Source organism: Arthrobacter sp. MYb224 (assembly GCF_002975455.1).
Classification (GTDB): domain Bacteria; phylum Actinomycetota; class Actinomycetes; order Actinomycetales; family Micrococcaceae; genus Glutamicibacter.
In genome coordinates, this window is the sequence record NZ_PCPU01000006.1 from 1 (window position 1) to 24,171 (window position 24,171).

General features: G+C 60.5%; 19 protein-coding genes and 1 riboswitch. Of the genes, 8 read left to right on the top strand and 11 right to left on the bottom strand.

Annotated features, from left to right (window positions below; genetic code table 11):
- Positions 1–698 precede the first annotated feature (698 nt).
- The 4 genes from CQ017_RS18410 to CQ017_RS12185 form a co-directional block, all read right to left on the bottom strand.
- Positions 699–824 (bottom strand): hypothetical protein, encoded by a 126-nt coding sequence (locus tag CQ017_RS18410; RefSeq protein ID WP_255248283.1) that lies wholly within the window; start codon positions 822–824, stop codon positions 699–701.
- A gap of 305 nt (positions 825–1,129) precedes the next feature.
- Positions 1,130–2,221, bottom strand: a complete 1,092-nt coding sequence (locus CQ017_RS12175; protein ID WP_105553940.1) for an SDR family oxidoreductase — start codon at positions 2,219–2,221, stop codon at positions 1,130–1,132.
- 705 nt (positions 2,222–2,926) lie between these two features.
- Positions 2,927–4,096 carry a glycerate kinase gene (locus CQ017_RS12180; protein WP_105553941.1) on the bottom strand — a complete coding sequence of 390 codons (1,170 nt, stop codon included), beginning with the start codon at positions 4,094–4,096 and terminating at the stop codon, positions 2,927–2,929.
- A 109-nt stretch (positions 4,097–4,205) separates the two neighbouring features.
- Positions 4,206–4,646: a MarR family winged helix-turn-helix transcriptional regulator gene (locus CQ017_RS12185; protein ID WP_096257478.1), complete on the bottom strand. Its 441-nt coding sequence runs from the start codon at positions 4,644–4,646 to the stop codon at positions 4,206–4,208.
- 93 nt (positions 4,647–4,739) lie between these two features.
- Here CQ017_RS12185 and CQ017_RS12190 point away from each other — a divergent pair, with 93 nt between their 5' ends.
- From CQ017_RS12190 to CQ017_RS12200, 3 genes are all read left to right on the top strand, one after another.
- On the top strand, positions 4,740–6,188 hold the full coding sequence (locus CQ017_RS12190) for an MFS transporter (protein WP_105553942.1): 1,449 nt from the start codon (positions 4,740–4,742) through the stop codon (positions 6,186–6,188).
- Positions 6,189–6,382: 194 nt separating this feature from the next.
- A riboswitch (TPP riboswitch) is annotated at positions 6,383–6,490 on the top strand.
- Positions 6,488–8,230 (top strand): phosphomethylpyrimidine synthase ThiC, encoded by a 1,743-nt coding sequence (gene thiC, locus CQ017_RS12195; RefSeq protein ID WP_105553943.1) that lies wholly within the window; start codon positions 6,488–6,490, stop codon positions 8,228–8,230. It overlaps the preceding riboswitch by 3 nt.
- A 1,031-nt stretch (positions 8,231–9,261) precedes the next feature.
- Positions 9,262–10,767, top strand: coding sequence for a SulP family inorganic anion transporter (locus CQ017_RS12200; RefSeq protein WP_105553944.1), 1,506 nt, complete (start codon positions 9,262–9,264; stop codon positions 10,765–10,767).
- Positions 10,768–10,785: 18 nt separating this feature from the next.
- On the opposite strand, the gene CQ017_RS12205 is transcribed toward CQ017_RS12200, so the two are convergent.
- Complete coding sequence (locus CQ017_RS12205; protein WP_105553945.1) at positions 10,786–11,250, bottom strand: GNAT family N-acetyltransferase; 465 nt, start codon at positions 11,248–11,250, stop codon at positions 10,786–10,788.
- Positions 11,251–11,440: 190 nt separating this feature from the next.
- Between CQ017_RS12205 and CQ017_RS12210 the strand changes: the two genes are divergently transcribed.
- Together CQ017_RS12210 and CQ017_RS12215 are read left to right on the top strand one after the other, a co-directional pair.
- Positions 11,441–12,817, top strand: coding sequence for an MFS transporter (locus tag CQ017_RS12210; RefSeq protein WP_105553946.1), 1,377 nt, complete (start codon positions 11,441–11,443; stop codon positions 12,815–12,817).
- On the top strand, positions 12,814–13,236 hold the full coding sequence (locus tag CQ017_RS12215; protein WP_105553947.1) for a DUF1801 domain-containing protein: 423 nt from the start codon (positions 12,814–12,816) through the stop codon (positions 13,234–13,236). Before CQ017_RS12210 ends, CQ017_RS12215 begins: the two co-directional genes overlap by 4 nt.
- 9 nt (positions 13,237–13,245) lie before the next feature.
- On the opposite strand, the gene CQ017_RS12220 is transcribed toward CQ017_RS12215, so the two are convergent.
- Entirely contained in the window at positions 13,246–14,355 is a 1,110-nt protein-coding gene (locus CQ017_RS12220) for a hypothetical protein (RefSeq protein ID WP_096282686.1), read from the bottom strand.
- A 238-nt stretch (positions 14,356–14,593) separates the two neighbouring features.
- Between CQ017_RS12220 and CQ017_RS12225 the strand changes: the two genes are divergently transcribed.
- Positions 14,594–15,244 carry a bifunctional 2-polyprenyl-6-hydroxyphenol methylase/3-demethylubiquinol 3-O-methyltransferase UbiG gene (locus CQ017_RS12225; protein ID WP_105553948.1) on the top strand — a complete coding sequence of 217 codons (651 nt, stop codon included), beginning with the start codon at positions 14,594–14,596 and terminating at the stop codon, positions 15,242–15,244.
- A gap of 181 nt (positions 15,245–15,425) precedes the next feature.
- Here CQ017_RS12225 and CQ017_RS12230 read toward each other — a convergent pair whose 3' ends face one another.
- From CQ017_RS12230 to CQ017_RS12250, 5 genes are read right to left on the bottom strand one after another with little or no spacing between them, the layout of a single operon-like run.
- Positions 15,426–16,910: a rhamnulokinase family protein gene (locus tag CQ017_RS12230; RefSeq protein ID WP_105553949.1), complete on the bottom strand. Its 1,485-nt coding sequence runs from the start codon at positions 16,908–16,910 to the stop codon at positions 15,426–15,428.
- On the bottom strand, positions 16,907–18,943 hold the full coding sequence (locus tag CQ017_RS12235; RefSeq protein ID WP_105553950.1) for a bifunctional aldolase/short-chain dehydrogenase: 2,037 nt from the start codon (positions 18,941–18,943) through the stop codon (positions 16,907–16,909). Before CQ017_RS12235 ends, CQ017_RS12230 begins: the two co-directional genes overlap by 4 nt.
- A 40-nt stretch (positions 18,944–18,983) precedes the next feature.
- Entirely contained in the window at positions 18,984–20,279 is a 1,296-nt protein-coding gene (locus CQ017_RS12240) for an MFS transporter (RefSeq protein WP_181150389.1), read from the bottom strand.
- Positions 20,279–21,451: an L-rhamnose isomerase gene (rhaI, locus tag CQ017_RS12245; RefSeq protein ID WP_105553951.1), complete on the bottom strand. Its 1,173-nt coding sequence runs from the start codon at positions 21,449–21,451 to the stop codon at positions 20,279–20,281. The genes CQ017_RS12240 and rhaI overlap by 1 nt, the downstream gene beginning before the upstream one ends.
- A gap of 48 nt (positions 21,452–21,499) precedes the next feature.
- Positions 21,500–21,835 carry an L-rhamnose mutarotase gene (locus tag CQ017_RS12250; protein ID WP_105553952.1) on the bottom strand — a complete coding sequence of 112 codons (336 nt, stop codon included), beginning with the start codon at positions 21,833–21,835 and terminating at the stop codon, positions 21,500–21,502.
- Positions 21,836–22,081: 246 nt separating this feature from the next.
- Here CQ017_RS12250 and CQ017_RS12255 point away from each other — a divergent pair, with 246 nt between their 5' ends.
- Together CQ017_RS12255 and CQ017_RS12260 are read left to right on the top strand one after the other, a co-directional pair.
- On the top strand, positions 22,082–23,119 hold the full coding sequence (locus CQ017_RS12255; RefSeq protein WP_105554122.1) for a LacI family DNA-binding transcriptional regulator: 1,038 nt from the start codon (positions 22,082–22,084) through the stop codon (positions 23,117–23,119).
- A 101-nt stretch (positions 23,120–23,220) separates the two neighbouring features.
- Positions 23,221–24,114 carry a LysR family transcriptional regulator gene (locus CQ017_RS12260; RefSeq protein WP_105553953.1) on the top strand — a complete coding sequence of 298 codons (894 nt, stop codon included), beginning with the start codon at positions 23,221–23,223 and terminating at the stop codon, positions 24,112–24,114.
- The last annotated feature ends 57 nt before the right edge of the window (positions 24,115–24,171 follow it).

The window sequence follows — 24,171 nt, forward strand, 5'->3', positions numbered from 1 at the left end:
AATTCAGGAAACCCACCGGAAGTCCGGCGTGATACCGATCCGGTGGGCTTGAGAGTCTCCATGAAAAATCTGGGCTAGGAATCTGGCCCGAACATTCCCGTCAGGAACGCGCTATTGTGCCGATGGCGCCGCATAAAGAATTGCGTCGAGTCGAGGCCAAGACTCCTCAGCCCGAGCCACTAACCCGTCTCTTCAATGCATAAATAAAAAATAATGTCCCGCCGAAGGCTTTGCCTTCGGCGGGACATTATCAAAAAGTACTACATTGCGGGGCTTTAGCCGCCGAGCCCACCGAGAAGGCCGAGAATGATCTCCAAAAGAGTATTGACCAGATCCATGATTCCTCCAGAAAGTGCGATGTGAATAAAAGTCCACGTTATCAACGGGTGCTGATGTAAATAAAACTAACAGTGGACGAGTTTCCTGCGGTGAATATTCTCAATTATTACGAGTTTTATTCTTTGAATATCTAACTAACCTCAGGTAAACATCATAAATCAAATAAATTTCACCGTGTCAATAATACTTAAGTAGGAGCCCAAAAGACTCAGCTTCTCCCTGATCGATTCATGGAAGTGACTCTTGCGAACGTTCTAGTTAAGCCAGTTGATCCATTGGGTTAACAATAACTTTCATGTTCTTGCTCAGCCGATGGAACCTGGAATTCCAGTGAAGTTAAGTACCCAAACCTGCTCCGGCTACAGTTTCGTCATGAACGGGTGGCCTTCGGTGAAATGATCATCGCTCGACTCCATAAACTCGTTCTGATGCTGTGCATCTCGCTCGTCATTGACCATCGCTACGAGAACCTCTTCGTACGTCAACAGCGCATCGTGCCGAGTTTTACGTACGTCATTCCCAGTTCTGTGCACAAAACTGGGAATGACCCCGCCCTCAGCTCAACCGCCATATTTCTCCGCTGGAGAACTACGCCCCGACGCCGGCCCGCAATCCCGCGAAAATTCCCACCTACGGAGATTCCGCTTTCACCAGCCTTTGATCCCCCGCCCAGGCCGGTTAAATGCTTCGATAACAGCGCATTCCCAGCTGCTGCGCCTGTTTATTCTCGACGTGGACGGCTAAGCCGTTGCGGCGACGCTCGTCTCTCTGGCCCAGAGATAGGCACCACTTAGGGGATGAGTTGATCCACGCGATAGCGGTCGAACAGCGCCACGAAAGCATCAAATGTTCGACGATACCCGGTAAAGCCAGCCACCCTGCTCTTCCCCATGTCTGCCACCACTTCTATGTTTCGCCCTAGGTCACCGTCGGTGTGCCACCACGAAGCCATGCGACCCAGCTTTTGTTCCGCCAACCCGTGCTTCAGCGCCAACTCGCTCCACTGCCTTTCCCGGCCGCTCATGGCCTGCTCGAGAGGCCGAGGCGCCTGTTGGTAGCCTTCCCATTCAACTCCAAAGTGCGCGGCGAGCTTCGGCCACATCCAGCGCCACCGAAAGACATCGCCATTGACGATATTAAAGGCCTCATTGGCGGCGCCAGGGGTCGTCGAAGCCCAGAGCATATGCTCTGCAAGCAGACCGGCGTCTGTCATGTCAGTCAGCCCGTTCCATTGCATTTCTGAGCCCGGGAAGACGAACGGTTCTCCCGTTTCCTTGCACAGCGTTGCTTGCGTGGCGAGCGTGAGCCCCATATTCATTGCGTTTCCCACAGCATGCCCAATGACGGTGTGCGCGCGGTGCACGGACCAGGTGAATCCCTGCTCGGCGGCCGCGGCGAACAACTCGTCTTCTTGCGCGTAGTAGAAGTTCCGAACGGGCAGCCGCGGTTCTTCTTCATGGAACGGAGTATCCGGCATCTCGCCGGCGGCGTAGGCTTCGAAAGGACCAAGATAGTGCTTTAGCCCCGTCATCAGAGCCACATGGGCAACCGGCTTGTCCCGCAGCGCGGCCAAGAGAACGTGCAACATGCCTGCGTTGACAGCGATGTTCTCTTCCTCAGAGTCCTGCCGCGACCAAGCGGTGAAGAAGACGTGCGTCGGATGTTCAGGAGCGAGAACGGCCGCCACTGATTCAGCCGAAGTCAGGTCCGCGGAAAGCCAGCGCACTCCGTCGCGATCAGCCCCCGGCCTGCGGGACAAGGCAATAACTGGCCATCCTGCGGTGGCGAGGGTCTCCACAAGTGCAGATCCTGCGATGCCCGTCGCTCCAACCACGAGCGCTGTGCGTTGTTCACTCTGTACCGATTTGTCATTGATTGCCATACTGGTGCCAAGCTACGATGCAGGCTAGATATTCCCGGCTGTCCGCCCGGTCGCCTGCTCGGAGCAATCCAAAAGATTATTCATCCGCGCGCGCCCACCCTGAGCGACTCGCTTCTGAAGCTACGCCACTCCCCACCTCGGCATCTCAGACTCGAAAAATTGGCCTCAAAAACAGCTGAATTTCACGGTTCCTAGCTCCATACACACCACGACTTCCGGGCCGACCCAGATTGTTCGCCCTAGACTTCCCCTCCTACGCAACCAACTACGTCCTGAACTACGCGTTCAGGAAGCGGACGGTTCGTGCGGAGAACAGGGGAGCCTCGCCGCGCCGTTACACAACAGTTCACCGGCCCATCGCGCATCGCGATCCAGGACCGAAGCAAGAATCTCTGCATGCTCCTGTTCAATATCGCGTTTCACGTCACGGGCATCTGGTCCTGCGCAACGCCCATGGAGCTGGATCCGGACCGAGGCGTTTGTGTCGGGTCCGTCTGCAGCGGCACACCACGGCCACTCGCCCAATTTGTTGTGAAAATCTTGGTGTGAAGGATTCAACTCAGGTGTGTAATCATTCGGGTCTTCTGCCGAACTACGCGGGGAGCCATGCGGACAGTGGCGAATATTACGAGGAGCCGGTGCGCGTGATCATGAATGCCGGATTGCTCAGCGCCGATCCGGCAAGCGCCCGAATAGGCGCCTACTTTAATGCAGGTAAGTGCGCGCCACCTGATATGCGGTGCGCCGGATGAGCTCCAAAGCCTGCGATGAAAGCTCATCGAGATCGGCCGGGCCCTGTGCTATCGAATAGGCTGCGAGAATTCCCGACTCGGCGAGCAGCTCCTCGGCAAGGTCTACGGATCCGGCGATCACGATAATGTCTGCATCTCTGCGCGCAGCCTGCAGCACCCCGCTGACCACCTTGCCCTGCAGGGATTGCGAATCCAGGCGCCCCTCACCGGTAAAGACCAGCTGCGCGTCGGCAAGAATCTGGTGCGCGTTCAAAGCCTGCGCTACCAGTTCCCACCCGGGCACGAGCTCAACCTCGCAGTAAGATCCAAGGCAGAGCGCCAAGCCGCCGGCGGCTCCCATGCCGGGCTGCTCGCGCAGCTTTCGACCGGACGCGGTTTCCAAGGTGTCAGCGAGCCGAGCCAGTCCCGCATTCAGTGCTTCCACTTCCTGGGGCGAGGCGCCCTTTTGCGGTCCGAAAACCGCGGCGGCCCCGTTTTCTCCCAGCAACGGATTGGTGACATCGCAGGCGATCTGCCATTTGACTCGAGAAGCTCGCGAATCCAGACCGGAGATATCGATGCTCGCCAGGTCGTTCAGCGCACCACCGCCCGCAGCCAATTCTTTGCCCTGAGCATCGAGGAACTTCGCACCCAGAGCTGCGAGCAATCCAGCTCCGCCATCGGTGGTGGCCGAGCCACCAAGACAAAGAATGATTCGCTGCACTCCAAGCTCCAAGGCTTGAATGACAAGTGGGCCCAGCCCAAAAGTGGTGGCTTGAAGTGGTTGCCGCGGTACGTCACTGACCTGGGGCAATCCCGCGGCTTCCGCTGCCTCGATCACGGCGGTCGTTCCATCTGCAGACAACCCGAAACGCGAGTTGACGGTCCTGCCCAGCGCATCGGTTGTTTCAACGACCTTCGCTTCGGTTCCCCAAGCGTCGATCAACGCATCGAGGGTTCCCTCGCCGCCATCGGCAAAGGGAACGGCGGTGATCGATACCGTACGGGCCACAGAGGTAGCAGCCGCATTCACCCCTGCGGCGATCGCGTCCGCGACTTCGCTGGCCCGGGCGCTGCCTTTGAAGGAGTCCGGAACGATTGCCACATTTAGTGGTTGGGCCGCGGCTGGCGTGCGCTGTGTCATGGACTCAACATTAGGTGCTCTTGAATCCCGGGAATATAGGCAGGCATACATACTTTTGAGCACCAGCGAGCTGATTTATATGCATTACGCACCCTTGACGCGTAGCCGACTATTTACCGCCCTGCTGTTCGCGGTAGTCCTCGATTGACGCGTTGAACTTATGCAGAAGTTCTGCGAATTTGTTGACTTCTTCGGCCGGCCAATCCGAGGTAATGCGGTCGATTGCGCTGACCGAATGCTCGCGAACCTCCGTGAGCCGCTGCTGCCCCAGTTCGGTCAAGGCAAACTTTCGCGCAACACTGCCCGCCGGATCGAGGATTCGTTCGAGATAGCCGTCCCGCACAGCGGTGGTGGTTTGACGTTGCAGGGTCGAGGCGTCGAGGAGAAAAACCGTGCTCATTTCACCGATCGACATCGGCCCCTGGACTTCGATGCGGCTCATCAGCAGATAGACGCTGCGATCCAAGCCATCACCGCTTCGGCGCTGCGCGATGGTGTAGCGGCTGAGCAGCGTTTGCTCATACTCGATATCTGCTGTGCGGCGTTTCATGTACCTAATTCTCCACTTCTACTCATTCGATCATACCCGAACATGTATTATGAACATTTTATGTATCTTACACATTCACTCTGAGAGGCTCTCGTGTCCAAACCCACCTCTGCCGGGATTCCCGGCTCAGGTCTAGCAGTCGCCGTTCTCGCCTCCGCGGGCATCGCTTCGTCGATCACCCAGACCATGGTCACGCCGCTGATCCCACAGCTGCCCGGCATTTTTGATACCTCAGCCTCAAACACCGCGTGGATCATCACCGCCACGCTACTTGCAGCCGCGGTGGCAGTACCAATTTCCGGGCGCTTGGGCGACCTCTTTGGCAAACGGCGCATGCTGCTCATCCTGGCGCTGCCACTGATCCTCGGTTCCATCGTGTGCGCCATGGCCCCCACGGTGGAGGTCATGATCGTCGGCCGCGCACTGCAAGGCCTAGGCTCGGGCATGGTGCCACTGGGCATCGCCATGCTGCGTGACCTTGTCCCGAAGGAACGCCTGTCTTCGGCCATTGCCACGGTCAGCGCCACGCTGGGCGTCGGTGGCGCCATCGGCATGCCGATTTCCGCCGCCGTCATTGATTTCGCCAACTGGCGCGCCCTGTTCTACGGCAGCGCGGTAGTCACGCTGCTGGTAGTTGTCGCCATCTGGAAACTCATTCCTGCCCTGCCGGCCGGCGCCGCCGGACAGCGCTTCGACTGGCTGGGCGCCATTGGGCTGGGCATTGGCCTGATCTCGCTCATGCTTGCCGTCTCCAAGGGCTCCTCTTGGGGCTGGGCGGCACCGCTGACGCTGGGCCTGTTCGGAATGGCCGCCCTCACGCTGTTGATCTGGGGCATTTGGGAAACACGGACCAAGGATCCGCTGGTTGACCTGCGCACCGCTGTTATTCCGCGCGTGCTGCTGACAAATATCGCCTCGATTTTCGTCGGCTTCGGAATGTACGCCAGCATGCTGGTCATGCCACAGATCCTGCAGCTGCCGTCGCAGACCGGCTATGGCTTGGGCCAGTCGATTCTCGCAGCCGGCCTCTGGATGGCTCCAGGCGGCCTGATGATGTTGGTGCTCTCCCCTGTCGGCGGGCGGCTTTCCGACGCACGAGGCCCGAAGTTCACGCTGGTACTTGGCGTTTCGGTCATCGCCGTCGGCTACTGCCTGACCCTGCTCGGCATGGGTAGCGCGTGGAGCCTGATGCTCACCAGCCTCGTCATCAACGGTGGTGTGGCTCTGGCCTACGGCGCCATGCCGGCGATCATCATGGGCGCAGTCCCCCGCAGCGAAACGGCTGCGGCCAATGGCTTTAACACGCTGATGCGTTCGCTGGGCACGACCACCGGCGCCGCGGTCATCGGCCTGGTGCTGGCCCAGATGACCACCGATTTCGGCGGAGCTTCACTACCGTCAGAATCCGGATTCCGCGTGGCGCTGATACTTGGAGCTGGCATTTCCGTGGTCGCGGCAATCTTGGCGGCCTGCATTCCCAGCGCCGCGAAGAAGACCGCGATCGAAGTCGACGCGTCGCAGGAACTCAGCCTGAACAAGTAGTCACCCCGGCTCTTCGGAATTGCCGAGTTTATGCTCAGCTTTGACATAGAAACCCCGGGTAATGTCGTAGACACCTCCTTGAAGGTGCGAGTGATGATCGTAAGGCTCCCGTTGGATATTGCCCAATGGGAGCCTTTCACTTTAAAGTTTCTCGTCTTCCTTGCAAGTCCACGTTGTCAGTCGTGATACCTTGTTTGAGACCACACGGGTGCCCTCGCAGGGGCTGAGATCGGGCTAACGCCGTCCGCGACCGTTGAACCTGTCCGGGTAATGCCGGCGAAGGAAGTGAGTTTCCCACAGTGGAACAATTTGAACAGCACTCTGCCCACACCCTTGCCTACCGTGAGTCTGAGGGAATTTCGGTTCCTGTCACGCAGATCCAGCTGGCAGATGCCCCCAACGGCGAGCCGAACGAACCGCTGCAGGTGTACCGCACCAGCGGCCCGGGGAGCGACCCGACCACGGGGCTGAAACCATTTCGAGAGTCGTGGATTCGTGAGCGTGGAGATGTCGAGACCTATGCCGGGCGTGAGCGCAACTTGCACGATGATGGCAGATCCGCGGTCCGCCGCGGCACGGCGAGCGCCGAATGGGCCGGGCGCTCGGCACCACCGTTGCGTTCGGCACCCGGGACTCGGGTCACCCAGATGCACTACGCACGGCAAGGGGTCATCACCCCGGAAATGCGCTATGTGGCCCTGCGCGAAGAATGCGATGTCGAGCTGGTGCGCAGCGAGCTAGCGGCCGGCCGGGCAATCCTTCCGGTGAACATCAACCATCCGGAATCCGAACCGATGATCATCGGCAAGGCCTTCTTGGTAAAAATCAACGCGAACATCGGCAACTCGGCGGTGACCAGCTCGATCGCCGAGGAAGTCTCCAAACTCCAGTGGGCTACCAAATGGGGTGCCGACACGGTGATGGACCTTTCCACCGGCGACGATATCCACACCACCCGTGAATGGATCATCCGCAACTCGCCGGTTCCCATCGGCACCGTCCCGATCTACCAAGCACTAGAAAAGGTCAACGGCGAAGCGAACGAACTGACCTGGGAGATCTTCCGCGACACGGTCATCGAACAGTGCGAGCAGGGCGTGGACTACATGACCATTCATGCAGGTGTGCTGCTGCGCTACATCCCGCTGACCGCCAACCGGGTCACCGGAATGGTCTCCCGCGGCGGGTCGATTATGGCCGGTTGGTGCCTTGCGCATCATCAGGAGAATTTCCTTTACACCCACTTTGACGAACTCTGCGAGATTTTCTCTCGTTACGATGTCGCATTCTCCCTGGGCGACGGGCTGCGTCCAGGCTCCATTGCGGACGCGAATGATGCGGCCCAGTTCGCCGAGCTGGATACCTTGGCGGAGTTGACCAAGCGTGCCTGGAAATATGATGTTCAGGTGATGGTCGAAGGCCCCGGGCATATCCCTTTCCATCTGGTGCGCGAGAATGTGGAACGCCAGCAGGAGCTTTGCGACGGGGCGCCGTTTTACACGCTCGGCCCGCTGGTCACCGATATCGCTCCGGGATATGACCACATCACCAGCGCAATCGGCGCGACCGAAATCGCCCGCTATGGCACCGCGATGCTCTGCTACGTCACGCCCAAAGAGCACCTGGGCCTGCCCAACCGGGATGATGTGAAGACCGGGGTGATCACCTATAAGATTGCGGCGCACGCGGCGGATCTCGCCAAGGGCCACCCGGGCGCCACGGCGCGGGATGATGCGCTGAGCAAGGCGCGCTTCGAATTCCGCTGGAATGACCAGTTCTCCCTTTCACTGGACCCCGTTACGGCGCAGGAGTTCCACGACGAGACGTTGCCGGCGGAACCAGCGAAGACCGCGCACTTCTGCTCAATGTGTGGCCCGAAATTCTGCTCCATGCGGATCTCCCAAGACATTCGGGATGAATATGGATCCGCCGAGGCACAGGCTGCATTGGCCGGGATGGCTGAGAAAAGCCGGCAGTTCCTTGAAAGCGGTGGCAAGGTATATGTCGGGGAAGAGATACCTGTTGGACCCGGCACGCTCTAGAACCGGGAAACCCGAAGCGCAGCCAAAGTGCCTGCACAGAAAGCGCGCTTAGAGTTACAAGTACCTCATTGAAGGTGCGAGTGATGATCGTAAGGCTCCCGTTGGATTGTATCCAACGGGAGCTTTTCAATTTTGGCCGTTCAACCCACTGTGCGGCACGAGCCCGGCGGTTCCCACCCAAGGCCAGGACTCTGTCGACGAAATGATCGGCAAACTTTTCCGGTCGCTCCGGTGTCGATTGCCGAGCGGGCCGACAAGACCTTAGACTCAAAATTCCGCGCTTGCCCGAGAAGCTCCAATAGCCAACACCCAGATCATTTACTCGGTAGTTCTTTTTCTTTCGCCTCCAGATGGATCCTAGGTCCCGGCGCCAGGTAGTTCGACTGCAAGCTACCCGTTGCTTGAATACCGAGCCAAACCAAAGCTCCAGCATAGAGTCGTATCTTAGAGTGGAATTACCTCATTGAAGGTGCGAGTGATGATCGGGAGCATCCCGCCGGGCAACCGGCGGGATGCTCTTGTTAATCGGCAAGATAATCCTCGTCAGCGGGCCGATAGTTGATTGTCGGGTTATCTCGCGGAATTACTCAGCTCAAGCACAGAGTCGACTCTTAGTCTGGAGTTACCTCATTGAAGGTGCGAGTGATGATCGTTAGAATTCCCGCCGGCTTAGCCGGCGGGAATTCTTGGTTAAGCCGGGCGCCCTCGAGCGGCGAGGCATTTCGTAAGAAAACGGTGGTGGCAATTGGGCTCCGACCATGTCCCTCACGCCCACACCACGGTGCACACGAGCTTCCCGGGTTGAAAATCCCACACCGATCGCCAACAGAAATAAAACGTTGTCCACAGAGGCAGCGTAGTTCGGGGCATCCATCGGGGCCCTAATCGAAGATTGCGTTTGGGGCTGCTCGCCTCGGACATGTAGTACGCATCATGCACGCGGCGCTGGCTGAGGCTTCGGCAAATGAGATAATTTTGTCAGGTCCCCTCCGCATTTTCGATTCGGGGATGTCTAACTGAATGGAGCCCTTATGGCGACCGTGGCCACCGACCTGTCCCCGCTAGAGCGCCAATCCGTATGGCGCACGCTGAAGTCTCCGAGGCTTCTGAAGACCGAGCTGCTCGCCGGGCTTGTGGTCTCCCTAGCTTTGATTCCGGAGGTAATCGCCTTCTCGATCATTGCCGGTGTGGATCCCCGAATCGGTATTTTCGCCTCGTTCACGATGTCGATCGTGATCGCTTTTACCGGTGGCCGTCCTGCAATGATCTCCGCGGCCGCCGGCGCGGTGGCCCTCGTGGTTGCTCCCCTGGTGCGAAGCCATGGGGTGGACCATCTGTTCGCCGCGGTCATTCTGGCCGGAATCTTTCAGGTCGTCCTCGCCCTGCTAGGTGTGGCGAAGCTGATGCGCTTCATCCCCAGACAGGTGATGCTCGGCTTCGTCAACGCCTTGGCCATTCTGATTTTTCTCTCACAGATGCCCGAGCTAACGGCAGTGCCGTGGGTCGTCTACCCGCTGGTGCTGCTCGGTCTCGGCATAGTCTATTTCTTCCCTAAGATCACCAAGGCGGTTCCCGCCCCGCTGGTCGCGATCGTGGTGCTGACCCTGATCACCGTGTTCGCCAAGGTCACCGTGCCTACGGTGGGAGACAAGGGAGAGCTGCCCGATTCGCTGCCTTTCTTCATCATCCCGCAGGTTCCCTACACCATGGAGACCTTGAAGGTAATCGCGCCCTATGCGTTGGCAGTCGCATTCGTTGGCCTGCTGGAATCGCTGCTGACGGCCAAACTCGTAGATGACATCACCGACACCCCGTCAAGCAAGACCCGAGAATCATGGGGCCAGGGGACCGCCAATATCGTGACCGGATTCTTTGGCGGAATCTGTGGCTGCGCCATGATCGGCCAAACCATGATCGGGGTGAAGGCCTCCGGCGGGCGTACCCGCATATCCACCATGTTCGCCGGCGTATTCATGCTCTTGCTTGCAGTGCTCTTCGGCGACATCGTGGCGCAGATACCGATGGCGGCGCTCGTCGCGATCATGATTTTCGTGTCGTTCACGACGTTCAATTGGCACAGCATCCGCCCGAGCACGCTGAAGATGATGCCCAAGAGCGAAACTGCGGTCATGGTTGTCACCGTGGTCTTCACCGTGGCCACCAACAACCTGGCCATCGGTGTGGGCCTGGGCGTTCTCACCGCGGTGGTGCTCTTCGCCAACCGGGTGGCGCATTTCGTGACGGTCAAACGCAGCGTCACCGGGGTGGAAGACGGCCAAGCGGCCATCTACACCGTCGACGGCGAATTGTTCTTCGCTTCCTCCAACGACCTCTACACCCAGTTCGACTACGCCGGGGATCCGCAACGGATCATCATCGATATGTCCGCCTCCCATCTGTGGGACGCCTCCACGATCGCAGCGCTGGATTCCGTGACGGATAAATACGAGAAGTACGGCAAGCAGGTTCAGGTACTGGGCCTCAACGAGGCAAGCCTGAGAATGCGTGAGCGTTTGGGCGGGAAACTCGGCGGCTAAGGCGCAGCAGCGCCCGATTCAGTCGAGCCGATGATGCATGAAGACGCTGTGCGGGTCCTCGGCATAGGAACCGAACGCTTCGCAAACGGTGAACCCGGCCGAAGCATATAACTTGCGGGCAGGAATGAAATGATCGTGTGTTCCAGTCTCCAAATAGAGCTCGCTGATGCCGGTCGCACGGGCCTGCCCGATCAGACGTTCCAGCATCGCGCGGCCTAATCCCCTGCCGCGGTGCGCCGCTGCGGTGCGCATGCTTTTCAACTCGGCTCTCGACTTGTCCAGGTTCCGCAACGCCCCCAAGGCTACGATCTGGCCTCCGAGGTAGCCGGCAAATATCTTCATGTCATTTTCCCCGAGCTGTGTGCTGTTCAGCGCGTGCCGGCTTTCCGGCGGCGCGGTCGGGCTCAGCTCACGCAAGTGCTCAGCGATCGATAAATCCACGGCCGGATCGGCGGCGCTGACTTGCCTGAAGATGATTTCCATATTCATAGCCTTGCAACATCCGATGACAACCTGATTTCCCGGATGTGACCTGCCGAATAATTATTTGCGCGAAGGCAAGTGAGCCAACAAGTTCTGTTGCTCCCTATCCGACCCGCTGACATTGTCGGTAGTTGTCAGTATTCTTTTCACTACTACACACTGGCGCACCATATGAACATGGGACCCTCCGATGACCGATGTACCTCCGGATCGTGAACTAGACTCGATCGCGCCGAACCCAGGGGTTCCACGCGACGGGCAGCGATCCTTCATGCATATCCTCGTCAACACCGCCGTAGCAAACCTCACCACGAGCTACTTGTGGTTTGCGCTGACGTTCTGGGTCTACCTCGAAACCGAAAACGTGATGGCCACCGGAATCATCGGCGGTACCTTCATGCTGCTGATCGCGCTGTTCTCCATGGTGTTCGGAACCATCGTGGATAACCACAAGAAGAAATCGGTGTTCGTGTTCTCTGCGGTGTTCACCGCTCTCATGTTCACTTTGGCAGCGTTGATCTACCTGTGGTTGCCCACCGAAGCCATCCTGAATATCGGCGGTTGGCAATTCTGGTTGTTCTGCGGCGTCATCCTCATCGGCGCCGTGGTTGAGCAGATGCGTGGCATCGCCTTGTCGACCACCGTAACCCTGCTGATTCCCGTGGAACGCCACGCCAACGCCAATGGGCTGGTCGGTACGGTGCAGGGCATCGCATTCATCGTCACCAGCGTGTTCAGCGGGCTGTCCATTGGCCTGCTGGGCATGGGGTGGACGCTCACCCTGGCGTTGGTTCTGGTCGTGGTGACGCTCGTACATTTGCTGACGGTATCGCTGCCCGAGGAAGCACCCGAGGTGGAACCGGGGCATACCAAGCGAACCGACCTCAAACTCGGATTCACCACCGTTCTGGCTATCCCGGGCCTGTTCGCCCTGATCATTTTCTCCATGTTCAATAACTTCATCGGCGGGGTCTACATGGCGCTGATGGATCCCTATGGGCTGACCATCATGAGCGTAGAAGCCTGGGGCATCGTCTTTGGCCTGGCTTCGACGGGGTTCATCATAGGCGGCCTGCTCATCGCCAAGTTCGGCTTGGGCAAGAACCCGATTCGAACCCTATTGCTGGCCGTGGTGGTGATGGGCATGCTCGGTGCGCTCTTCACCATCCGAGAATGGACCTGGCTCTACATCGTGGGGATCTGGTTGTACATGATCCTGATCCCGGCGGTTGAAGCTTCCGAGCAGACCGTGATCCAGAAAGTCGTGCCCTTCCGGCGGCAGGGACGGGTCTTCGGGTTTGCGCAGATGATGGAGGCCGCGGCAGCGCCCATCACCGCATTTATGATCGCCCCGGTGGCCCAGTACCTGATCATTCCGTTCATGAAGACCGAAGAGGGCGATGCAAGCTTCGGTTGGCTCGTTGGCCAGGGCGATGCACGAGGTATCGCGCTCATCTTCCTCGGCGCGGGACTAATCATGGTGGTTGTGGCCTTGCTGGCCATGAGCAGCAAGCAATACCGCAAGCTCTCTCGAATTTTCCAAGCGCCCGAACCGGTGACCACGTGAGCACCGCGAAAACCCGACCTACCAACGCAAGCGTGGAGGACTTCATCCAGTCGGCCACCCCGATAAAACGACGCGAAGACGGCCAACTGCTCAACAGCATCTTTCGCGAGGTCACAGGGGCTGAACCGGTTCTGTGGGGGCCATCGATTGTTGGCTACGGGCAGTACACCTACGTCTCACCATCAAACTCCAGGAACACCGGAATCTGGCTCAAGACCGGTTTCTCTCCCCGCAAGGCGCAACTGTCCATCTACGGGTTGAAAGATCAGGAAGCTGGCGCACAACTGCTCCCCCGGCTAGGAAAATACACCGAGGGAGCAGGCTGTGTTTACGTGAAAAAGCTGGAGGATATCGACATGGAGATTCTGCGTCAGCTCATCAAAATTGCTTTCGCCAGAGCGGAGGATTCCCCGGAGTAGCCGGCAAGCCTATTCCGATTCTTCGATCAGGCTCTCCGCTTCGCTCAGGCCTGCAGAAATGACCGGTAGCAGTCGCTCGTCAACACCGTACTCTTCGCCCTTGACCTGAAGCAGTCCAAACGCTGCTAGCGAGGCCAGTGCCTCACGAGCTTCGGGAAGAACCGCGTCGAAGTTCTTCGGACCGCAATTGCGGCGTAGCCCTTCGAAGTCAGCCTCACGGCCGGTGACGGCGGTGACCAGCAGATTCCGCAGCACCAGGAAGAATGCTTCGTCGCGTTCGGTGAAGGCATCGTTGGGGATCAGGTGGCTTTGCACGCAGCCGACGCCCATCTCGAAGAGCAGCTGCGCGCTCTCGGATTCTTCGCCTTCGACAAAGTGCGCGAAGGCCTCTTCGTCGCGAACGATCTTGCCGCCGGAAGGGTCAACAACTGAGAGTATGGCCGCGTTCCAGACGTGGGCGAACACATCCGGGGCTGGCTCGTCGACCTTCACCGTCGCCGCGTCCACACCGACCGCGTTCATCACGCGAACCCGTGCCTCATTGTCGGCTTCGCTGAACGCGCTGATGTCCACGCCGTCTCCCAGAGCTTCGGAGAAGGCCTTGACCTTGGCGTACAGTTCAGTGCCGCGCAGCAGTGCGCACAGCTCCGCGTCTTCCTCGGCGAAACCCTTCAGCGCGTCGTCGAGCAGTTCACGTAGTTCGGTGAGGTTCTCTTCCCCGCCTTCCCAGGTTCCACGGGAGGTCAGGAAGGAGAAGTAGTCCAGCCAGGCGGTGAAGATTGGCTCGGCTTCGAGGCCCTCAGGCAGGTTCACCAAGAATTCGGCGAATACCTGTCCGAAGAGCTCTGGGTCGATATCTCGCAGATTGGAGCTGCGCGCCAGTTCGGCATATTCGGCGCCGACCGAGCGCACCACGCCCAGCTGGATCTCAGCGATCTGAGCGGCTTCCGCGGCGCCGAAGGCCGGCACGGTTTCGGTGACCCACGCGGCGTAGTCCTCGCGCATCGCATCTACCGAAATTTCTGCCTGGACTTTGAAGACGCTGCGGCCGCGCTGTGCTGCTTTTGCGGGGTTTCCTGCGCCCGAGTTCTTCTTGCCCTGCTTCTTTTTGCTGGCCATGAAATGTCCTTGGTTCTTGTGCGGATTCGTTTTGTTAAAGCCTACGGGCTGAGCCCGGCTCGCACTCATTCGCTCCGCATCCACCGGGGTGCGAATTATCTCGAACTTTGGCTCTCCACGAGTGAATTTCATCGATTGCGATCCCACTTTTTGCGCGTGAGGCAAATTCGGATGCCAGCATCGCGGAATCACCTTAGGCTGAAGGCATTACTTTCAATGATCGCTAAGCGGGGACTCAATGCACGAACACCACCACACCACAGCACCGGACGCGGTGGCCTTCTGGGAGAGCCACTACGGACAGTCCGAACGGATCTGGTCCGGGAACGTCAACAAAATGCTTGCCGAGATCGTGGCAGATCTTCCCTCGGGCAGGTCTCTGGACTTCGGTTGCGGAGAGGGTGCAGACACCATCTGGCTGGCGAACAAGGGATGGCAAGCAACCGGTGTCGATATTTCTGCGACCGCGGTTGAACGGGCACGCTCCGCGGCAAAGGAGCAGGGACTCAGCGAGAAAGACGCCAGCTTCATCGCGGAGGATCTCACCACCTGGGACAGCGAAGAGCGATTTGACCTGGTGACCCTGAGCTTTTTCCAAGCCCCCTTCGAAATTCCGCGGGCAGAAATCATGCAGAAGGCCGCCTCGCTCGTAGCCCCGGGCGGGCATTTGCTGGCGGTTTCGCACGCCGCGGCCCCCTCCTGGGCCTCCAACGAACAAATGGCTCAGCATCGATTCCCCACCCCGGATTCCGAGCTGGAATCGCTGAGCCTGGACTCGAATGCGTGGACAATCCTGCGAGCCGAAATTGTCGAACGCGAGGTCACCGATCCCGACGGCAAACCGGCGACCTTGGAAGATACTGTCGTATTTGTGCAGCGCGGCAACTAGGCACGGTCAACACACTCGCCGAAGGCAGCCGCCGAATTTGCGGCTGCCTTCGTTTGCGCCAGTTTTGTCTCACGGCGCATTAAAGTACAAGACCTAGCAAATGAAGAAGATCTTCGTTCACTAGGTCTTGGCACTATTCATGGGCAATGAACAGCGCTGATACGAGATGCCCACACGGATCTCATACCAAGTTTTTTGCCAGCCTGGGTTGGTAGCTCACCCAATCAACAGATTTTCGTACCAGCTCACGCACTTCCCCCGTGGTCCAGGGACGCGATTCCATGGCACGCAATTGCACCAGCACATTGCCCAGGGCCGTGCATTCGACCGGTCCGGCGATGACCGGGATTCCCGCACGATCGGCGGTACGCTGGCAGAGCAAACTGCCTTGCGAACCACCACCCACAAGGTGAATCGCGTCAGGCACAAACCCGCCAAGTGCTGCGGCCCTGAACGCCTGGGTGGCGAAGCTCTCGGCGAGGGACTCGATCACGATTCGAATGATCTCAGCTCGGGATTCCGGCTTCTTGCCACCTGCTTCGATGACCGCGTCGCTGATCCGTTCGGGCATTGCCCCCGGAGCCAGGAAGCTATCGGCCTGCGGGTCGATGAGCGTGCCAGGGACCCCCAGCTGTTCGGCCTGCGCCAAGAGCTGCTCCAGCTTCACGCTGTCGCTGCCGTCGGTTTCGGCCTGCTCATTCCATTCTCGTATTGCCTCGCTGAGCAGAAAAGTTCCGGTCACATTCTTCAGGAATCTGACGGTTCCGTCGAGGCCCAGCTCGTTGGTGAAACCCGCTTCCTGCGCACGTGGCTCAAGCACCGGCGACTGGAGCTCAACCCCCACCAATCCCCAGGTGCCGCACGAAATATAGGCCGAATGCGCGCTCGCCAACGGGGTGGCCGCCACGGCGCTTGCCGTGTCGTGCGAGGCGACAGCGAGCACCCTGACCTCAGCGTGGGCTCCGAACTCGCGAGCCAGCGATCCACGCAAGTTTCCGACCACTTCACCTGGGCGAATCAAGGGAGCTAGCAAGCTAGCGACTTGCAAATGCTCGCTCAGTTCCGCGTCCCACGTCCCGGAGTTCAGGTTCAACAGCCCGGTGGTGGAGACATTGGTCCACTCGCTGCGCGCCATTCCCGTCAACAAATAGTTGATGTAGTCCGGGACCAAGAGCAGCGTATCGGCTTGGGCCAGCCGGGATTCTTGCCGTTCGGCTTCCAGCTGATACACCGTATTAAAAGGCAGGAACTGCAAGCCGTTGCGGGCAAACAACTCCTTGCGGTCAAAGCTGGCTTCCAGCGCCGGGACGGCGAGCTCATTGCGCGGATCCCGGTAGTGGCGTATCTGCCCCAGACGTTGCCCATTTTTCAGCAGCGCATAGTCCACCGCCCACGAGTCCACGCCGATGGAAGCGATGTCGGGATGCTGGGCGAAGGCCATCGCCAACCCGTGGCGAATTTCTTCCCACAGCTGGTCGATGTCCCAGGCCAGCGCCCCGGTGTCCGCCCCGTCTCCCAGCGTGGACAGCGCAACCGCGCCGTTGGCGAAGCGATGCACCAGGCTGAGTTCGACCTTGCCGTCCACCAGACGGCCGAGCATCACTCGGCCGCTGGTGGCGCCCAGGTCGATCGCCGCAACCGGCGCGGTGCCCAAATTCGAACTCATCGCAGGAAGGCCGCCGCAACGCCCGAGTCAACCGGGATGTGCAGGCCGGTGGTGCGGGTCAGTTCCGGACCGGTGAGCACGTAGACGGCGTCGGCCACGTTTTCCGGGACCACTTCGCGCTTGAGGATGGTGCGGTTCGCGTAGAACTGGCCGAGGTCTTCCTCATTCACTCCGTAGGTGGCGGCGCGGTTGGCGCCCCAGCCCGAGGCGAAGATGCCCGAGCCGCGCACCACTCCATCGGGGTTGATACCGTTCACGCGGACCCCGTGTTCGCCCAGTTCCACGGCCAGCAGGCGCACCTGATGGGCCTGGTCGGCCTTGGTGGCCGAGTAGGCGATGTTGTTCGGGCCGGCGAAGACGGAGTTCTTGGAGGAGATGTAGATGATGTCTCCGCCCATGCGCTGGTCGATCAGCGCCTTGGCCGCCGCCTTGGAGACCAGGAAAGAGCCCTTGGCCATCACATCGTGCTGCAGGTCCCAGTCCGCTTCGGTGGTTTCCAGCAGCTTCTTGGACAGCGACAATCCGGCGTTGTTCACCACCAGGTCGATACCGCCGAAGGCGAGCACCGCGGCGTCCATGGCCGCCTGGACGGCGGCGCCATCGGCCACATTCGCGGCGACACCGACGGCCACATCGGCGTTGCCCAATTCCGCGGCCGCGGCCTGCGCCTTGGCCAAATCCAAATCGGCAATGACTACGCAGGCCCCCTCGGCGGCCAGCCGGGCCGCGATCGCCTTGCCGATGCCGGACGCGGCGCCGGTCACCAGGGCGATGCGCCCGGCGTGGCTCTTCGGCTGAGGCATGCGGGCCAACTTGGCTTCTTCCAGCGCCCAGTACTCGATGCGGAACTTCTCCGCGTCGGAGATCGGGGTGTAGGTTGACAGGGCCTCGGCGCCACGCATCACATTGATGGCATTCAGGTAGAACTCGCCGGCCACGCGAGCGGTCTGCTTGTTGGCACCATAGGAGAACATGCCAACGCCGGGGATCAGCACGATCAGCGGATCTGCACCGCGGATGGCTGGGGAGCTTTCATCCTTGTGGGCCTCGTAGTAGGCCTGGTAAGCGGCACGGTATTCCACGTGCAGGTCGCTCAGGCGGGCCAACTGCTCCTGAAGGGTAGCGGTGGCCGGAAGATCCAGCACCATTGGCTTGATCTTGGTGCGCAGGAAGTGGTCCGGGCAGGAAGTGCCCAGTGCGGCAAGTTCGGCTAGTTTTTCGCTCGCCAGGAAATCAAGGACTCGCTCATCGTCGGTGAAGTGGCCAATCATCGGCTTGTCCGTCGAGGCCAGACCGCGCAGGGTCGGGGCCAGGGCGGCGGCGCGTGCCCGGCGTTCGGCTTCCGGCAGTGCTTCGAATCCGGGCAGCTGGGCACCGAATGGCTGGGCCTTGCCGTGTTCGCGGATATAGTCCGCCGCGGTGTCGATGATCCACAGCGAGTTGGCTTCGCATTCCTCGGACGTCTCGCCCCATGCGGTGATGCCATGTCCGCCGAGAATGCAGCCGACTGCGTTCGGGTTTTCATCCTTGATTGCGGCAATGTCCAGTCCCAGCTGGAAGCCCGGGCGGCGCCAATCAACCCAGAGCACCTTGTCACCGAAGATTTGCGCGGTCAGCTCCTTGCCATCCTTAGCGGTGGCGATGGCGATGCCGGAATCCGGGTGCAGATGATCCACATGGGGCGCATCCACCAGGCCGTGCATGGCGGTATCGATAGAGGGTGCGGCTCCGCCCTTGCCGTGCAGGCAGTAGTCAAAAGCCGCCACCATCTCATCTTCGCGGTCCACGCCCGGGTAGACCTTGGCCAACGAGCGCATCCGGTCCAGCCGCAGGGTCGACAGGCCCTTCTCGGTCAGTGTGCCCAGGTCTCCGCCGGATCCCTTGACCCAGAGCAGCTCAACCTGTTCTCCGGAGACCGGGTCGGACGCGAAGCCCTTGGCCGAGGTGTTGCCTCCGGCATAGTTGGTGTTCTTCTTGTCCGCACCGAGGCGGTTTGAACGGGTAATGAGCTGTTCTGCGGTGCTGATGGTCATGGTTTCTCTCGACATGTCTGTGTTCAATCCTTGAGTCGTATTAGGCGTTGATCTTGGTGCCGTAGCGCTGGGCTTCGATTTCTTCGAGGGACTTGCCGCGGGTTTCCGGCGCCCAGATGGTGCCGATCAGCAGGGCAACTACCAGCAGGCCGATGATCAGCAGGCCGAGCTTTTCCAGCCCGATGCCGGAAAGCAGGACCGGGAAAACCAGGGATAGCAAGCCGACCAGGACGCGGGCGAGCATGAACAGCACGCCCTGGGCGCTGGCGCGGTATTTGGTGGCGAAGAGTTCCGCGGTCCATAGGCCGTAGAAGGCTTGGGCTCCCAAACCGGCGGAAATGCCCCAGGCGCAGGCGAAGAACAGCAGCGAGAAGGCTCCCGGAGGGGCGAAGATCAGCACAACCCAGGCGGCAACGCCCAGGGCGGCTCCGCCAAAGTACAGCCAGCGGCGCGAGACGCGGTCCCCGTACTTCATGAAGCCGAAGTAGGTGGCGGCCGCGGTGAGCACCCAGACCAGAACCTGCAGCAGGTTCTGCTGCGTGGCCGATTCGACGCCGGCCGCCGCGTACACGCGTGGCTGGAAGATGCCGGCCTGGCCGGCCACGGTATTCCACAATCCATACACCCCGAGCAGGAAGAACAGCGCCGACCAGTTCTTGCGTTCGGCCAGCAACCCCTTGACGCCGGAAAAGAAGGAGATCTTGGCTCCGGAGGCGATTTCTTCGGCGCGCTGCTGCTTCCAACGGGTGGATTCGGGAAGCCCGCGGCGCACCCACCAGGTGATGGCGGCGACGATGAACAGGTGGAAGAAGATCAGCCGGGACCCATTCACTCCTAGTGGTGCAACCATGATGGCCAGGGCAAAGCCGACCGCCGGTCCGAAGGACCAGGCCAGCTGCGCGGTTCCCACGTGGGCTGCGCGCGACTCCTGCGGAGCCTCCTCGGCAATGTACGTCCAGGAAGCCGGAACTCCGGCGCCCACCGCGATGCCCATGAGGATCACACCGATAATCAGCAGCACGGTGCTGGCGGCGAAGGTAATCATCAGCGCGCCGATCATGAAGACGATCAGGTCGTAGGTGTAGATGAATTTGCGGCCCAGCCGGTCGCACAATGGGCCGCCGATCAGCGCACCTACCGCGGCACCGAAAGCGTTGGCGGAGATCGCCGCGATGACCCCGACCATGCCGTCATCAAATCCGAAGGCACCCTGCCAGAGGGTCAGGCTGGTGGCCAAGGCAATAATTGCCCCGGCTTCGATGTAATTGCTCATGGCCACGGCAATGGTGGCTTTCCAGCCGCTGATGCCGCGCTTTTTCGTCAGTGCCGTAGTCATCAGGCACCCCACCCGGCCTGCACGCCGCCGGCGCGTTCGGCTTCGATGCGGCTCTGGTAATCCGAGGCGCGGAAGGCCTCCATCGGGTCGCCCGGCAGGCCACGCGATTCACGCCAGCTGGCGAGTTCGCTGCGAATATCGGTGTAGAAGGAGTTCATGAAGATGTCGTTGGCGGCCAGCACATCGCCGGAGAGCTGCGCCTCGGTCAGCGCAACCCGGTCGATGAGCAACGCCCGAGCGGTCATTTCCTGCACATTCAGTACGCTGCGGATCTGGCCCAGGATCTTGTTTTCCACGTTGTGGCACTGATCGAGCATGAAGGTGATCGGGGTATCGACATCCAGCCCGCCGCCGCGGGCCACCTCGGCCATGATGCGGAAGAGCTGGTAGGGGTCGGCGGAGCCGACGATCAGGTCATCATCTGCGTAGAAGCGCGAGTTGAAGTCGAAGGAGCCGAGCTTGCCCAGGCGCAGCAGCTGCATCACGATGAACTCGATATTGGTGCCCGGGGCGTGGTGTCCGGTGTCCAGGCAGACCAACGCCCGCTCGCCGAGCGCGGCGACCTGGGCGTAGGAGGTGCCCCAGTCCGGAACATCGGTGTGATAGAAGGAGGGCTCGAAGAACTTGTACTCAAGCACCAGGCGCTGCTCGCCGGTCAGCCGCGCGTAGATTTCGGACAGCGAATCCGAAAGCCGGTCCTGGCGGCCGCGCATATCTGCCTGCCCCGGGTAGTTCGAGCCTTCGGCCAGCCAGATTTTCAGGTCTTGGGAGCCGGTGGCGTCCATGACGTCTACGCACTCGATATGGTGGTCGATGGCCTTGCGGCGGACTTTCGGATCTTCGTGGGTCAGCGCGCCGAACTTGTATTCGTCGTCCTGGAAGGTGTTGGAGTTGATGGTTCCCAGTTCCACCCCGAGCCCGTTCGCGTGGGCGCGTAGCGAGCCGAAGTCCGCCACCTTATCCCACGGAATGTGCAGGGCCACGGCCGGAGCCAGTCCGGTCAGGCGGTTGACCTGCGCGGCATCGGCGATCTTCTCATAGGCATCGCGTGGGGTGCCCGGGGTGCCGAACACTTTAAAGCGGGTGCCGGAGTTGCCGTAGGCCCAGGAAGGGACTTCGATGGCCAATCGTTCAAGGGTGGTCAGGATCTCGGGGGTCAGCTTAGCGCCCATGGATCTCTCCATTCTTCGGTGGTGGAATTGGTTTGCCGGTGTCGCCGTTTAGAGCTGGGCCAGCTGGTCTTCGAGGTTGAATACCTCGCTCAGGCGCGGCGCACCCTGATCGGGGCGTCCGTCGAGGGAGATGAAGAACTCGGACATTTGCGCTTCCCAGGCCGAGGTGCGTGGATCCGCATCCAGTGCGGCTTGGGCGGCTGCGTCGTCGGCGGTTTCGTAGTAGCCGATCAGCAAGCCATCGGCGCGGAGAAAGAGCGAGTAGTTGCGGCGTCCCGCGTCGTTGATTGCCCGCAGCATCTCTGGCCAGACGGCGGCGTGGCGTTCGGCGTATTCGGCCAGCCGGTCCGGCTTGACCTGCAGCTGAAAACAAACCCTGTTCATGCGTTGCCCTCTTCGTTGAATGCTTGTGACGCTGAGTCGCTGAGTCGCTGACGATCGTCCCAAAATGAATCGTTTCAATCACCGAACTTCACCGACTTTAGACCAGAACATGGCTCAATTTCAAGCAGAATCCAAAAATCTGCCGAAATTAATTGAATCCATTCAATCTCGCGCCCTGTGGCAAGCCGAGCGGGCGCCGCACGATATACTCGGGAGAAGACCATCGGGGCAAAGGCGGGAAACTACGTGTCGGTAAGCGTGAAGGAAGTCGCTCGCGAGGCAGGTGTTTCGGTCGGAACGGTCTCCAACGTACTCAACCGCCCAGAGGTCGTCGCACCGGCGACGGTTCGCAAGGTCACCGAGGCCATCGACAAGCTCGGATTTGTGCGCAATGACGCCGCCCGCCAGCTGCGGGCCGGGCACAGCCGCAGCTTCGGGCTGGTGATCCTCGATGCCCGAAATCCGTTCTTCATGGACGTCACCCAGGGAGCCCAGCACCGAGCCCTGGAAAACGGCTACACGGTGCTGATGGGCGCCAGCGATAGCTCGCTGACCACCGAACAGCAGCTGCTTGACCTATTTGACCAACAGCGCGTCGCGGGGGTGCTCATCTCCCCCATGCACAGCGATCTGAGCCGGCTTTGGCGCATCCGCGAATCCGGCACCCCGGTGGTCTTGGTGGACCGCGGAAGCGGCGACCGCAGCTTCTCCTCGGTCTCCGTCAACGACGTGGAGGGCGGCCGAATCGCCGTCCAGCACCTTGTCGAGCTGGGACGCAAGCGCATCGCCTTCGTCGGCGGGCCGCAGAGCATCGAACAGGTCCGGCATCGCCTGGAAGGCGCGCAGTCGGTCATCGCCGGCGCTTCGGATGCATCCCTCGAATATCTGCCAACCAAGCAGCTGAGCGTCATCGAAGGCCGCGCCGCCGGAGAACGCATCGTGGCCATGGCGCCCGAACAACGCCCGGACGGTGTTTTTGCCGCTAACGACCTACTGGCTCTAGGCATCCTGCAGGCATTTGTGATGTCCGGGAAGCTGAAGGTTCCAGAGGACATTGCGCTGGTCGGATACGACAACATAGCTTTCGCCGAGTCGGCGGTCGTCCCGATCACCACCGTGCGCCAGCCGGCCGAAGAAATCGGGCGCACCGCGGTCGATGTCCTGTTGCGCGAAGCCGAAGCGGGCGAAAATGCGGTCCGCGAGCAGTTTGTCTTCACCCCGAAGCTGGTCATCCGCGCCTCCACCACAGGCACCGCCAACGCTCCTGCGCCTTCCCCCAGATAATGCCGCAGGCAGGTGTTGGAGCTCGGTGGAGCCCCGGAGCATGCTAGCGTTTCCCTGCAATCACGCCAGATGCAGTCATAGTTCAAAGGGACCTCCGATTCATGGCCACTCACCTCAACTCCAGCAATATTTCCCTAGCTCAGATTGCGGCCGTTATCACCGTGGTGGACTATGGATCCTTCACCGCCGCGGCGGATATCCTCGGAATTTCCCAGCCTTCGCTGTCACGCAGAATTCGAGCGTTGGAGCAGACCCTGGGCATGCCGGTCTTCCGGGCCGCGGGACGGAACATGCTGCTCACCGAAGCCGGGAGGAGCATCATCCCGGCCGGGCGGCGAGCCTTGCGCGAGATCTCCTCGATCGACGCGCTGGCTTCCTCAACCCGGTCGCTGGATTCGGGCTCATTGCGCATCGCAGGCCTGCCCTCGCTCATTGCCGGAGTCCTTCCGGAATATCTCGGCCCGTTCCACCGCAATCACCCCGGGATCCAAATCGAAATAGTCAGCGTCGAGGATCACGAACAGCTGATCGACTCGGTACGTCTGGGACGCGCAGATCTCGCATTCGGCGTGGACGAGCGGATCCCCGCCGACCTTCAGACGCGCTTCGTGCGCAAGCAAAGGTTTACGGCGGTCCTTTCCACCGATTTGGCGCATACCGTGCGCACTGCGTTGGACTCCGAACTGCTGGGCGGGCTTACGCTGGTCACCTTGCCGCAGGGGACTTCCACCCGGCTGATCACCGATGAGGTCTACCGAAATCTCGGCGCCACCGCGCCACGCATCATCACCACCACGCAGCGCGACGCCCTGGTCCAGCTGAGCATCGCCGTTGGCGGAATCACCATGGTTCCCCAGGTGCTAGCCAGCACCGCCGAAGTCTTCGGCGGGCTGCAGGTTCCCTTGGCCGCCGATGCCGGACGGCCCATTGGTGCGATCTTCCGCAAGGACTCGTTCAAGAACCCCGCCCTGGAGGAGTTCCTGGATCACCTGTGAGACGCAGATCTCGCGGAATCTGCGCTCCCGCGGAAAGCCCGGGGTGGCGGGCAGATC

Bases quoted from the DNA above. Each gene is read 5' to 3' on its own strand.
- CQ017_RS12175 (WP_105553940.1), bottom strand. From the start codon at position 2,221: ATGGCAATCAATGACAAATCGGTACAGAGTGAACAACGCACAGCGCTC.
- CQ017_RS12180 (WP_105553941.1), bottom strand. From the start codon at position 4,096: ATGACACAGCGCACGCCAGCCGCGGCCCAACCACTAAATGTGGCAATC.
- CQ017_RS12185 (WP_096257478.1), bottom strand. From the start codon at position 4,646: ATGAAACGCCGCACAGCAGATATCGAGTATGAGCAAACGCTGCTCAGC.
- CQ017_RS12200 (WP_105553944.1), top strand. From the start codon at position 9,262: ATGGCGACCGTGGCCACCGACCTGTCCCCGCTAGAGCGCCAATCCGTA.
- CQ017_RS12205 (WP_105553945.1), bottom strand. From the start codon at position 11,250: ATGGAAATCATCTTCAGGCAAGTCAGCGCCGCCGATCCGGCCGTGGAT.
- CQ017_RS12210 (WP_105553946.1), top strand. From the start codon at position 11,441: ATGACCGATGTACCTCCGGATCGTGAACTAGACTCGATCGCGCCGAAC.
- CQ017_RS12220 (WP_096282686.1), bottom strand. From the start codon at position 14,355: ATGGCCAGCAAAAAGAAGCAGGGCAAGAAGAACTCGGGCGCAGGAAAC.
- CQ017_RS12225 (WP_105553948.1), top strand. From the start codon at position 14,594: ATGCACGAACACCACCACACCACAGCACCGGACGCGGTGGCCTTCTGG.
- CQ017_RS12230 (WP_105553949.1), bottom strand. From the start codon at position 16,910: ATGAGTTCGAATTTGGGCACCGCGCCGGTTGCGGCGATCGACCTGGGC.
- CQ017_RS12235 (WP_105553950.1), bottom strand. From the start codon at position 18,943: ATGACCATCAGCACCGCAGAACAGCTCATTACCCGTTCAAACCGCCTC.
- CQ017_RS12240 (WP_181150389.1), bottom strand. From the start codon at position 20,279: ATGACTACGGCACTGACGAAAAAGCGCGGCATCAGCGGCTGGAAAGCC.
- rhaI (WP_105553951.1), bottom strand. From the start codon at position 21,451: ATGGGCGCTAAGCTGACCCCCGAGATCCTGACCACCCTTGAACGATTG.
- CQ017_RS12250 (WP_105553952.1), bottom strand. From the start codon at position 21,835: ATGAACAGGGTTTGTTTTCAGCTGCAGGTCAAGCCGGACCGGCTGGCC.
- CQ017_RS12260 (WP_105553953.1), top strand. From the start codon at position 23,221: ATGGCCACTCACCTCAACTCCAGCAATATTTCCCTAGCTCAGATTGCG.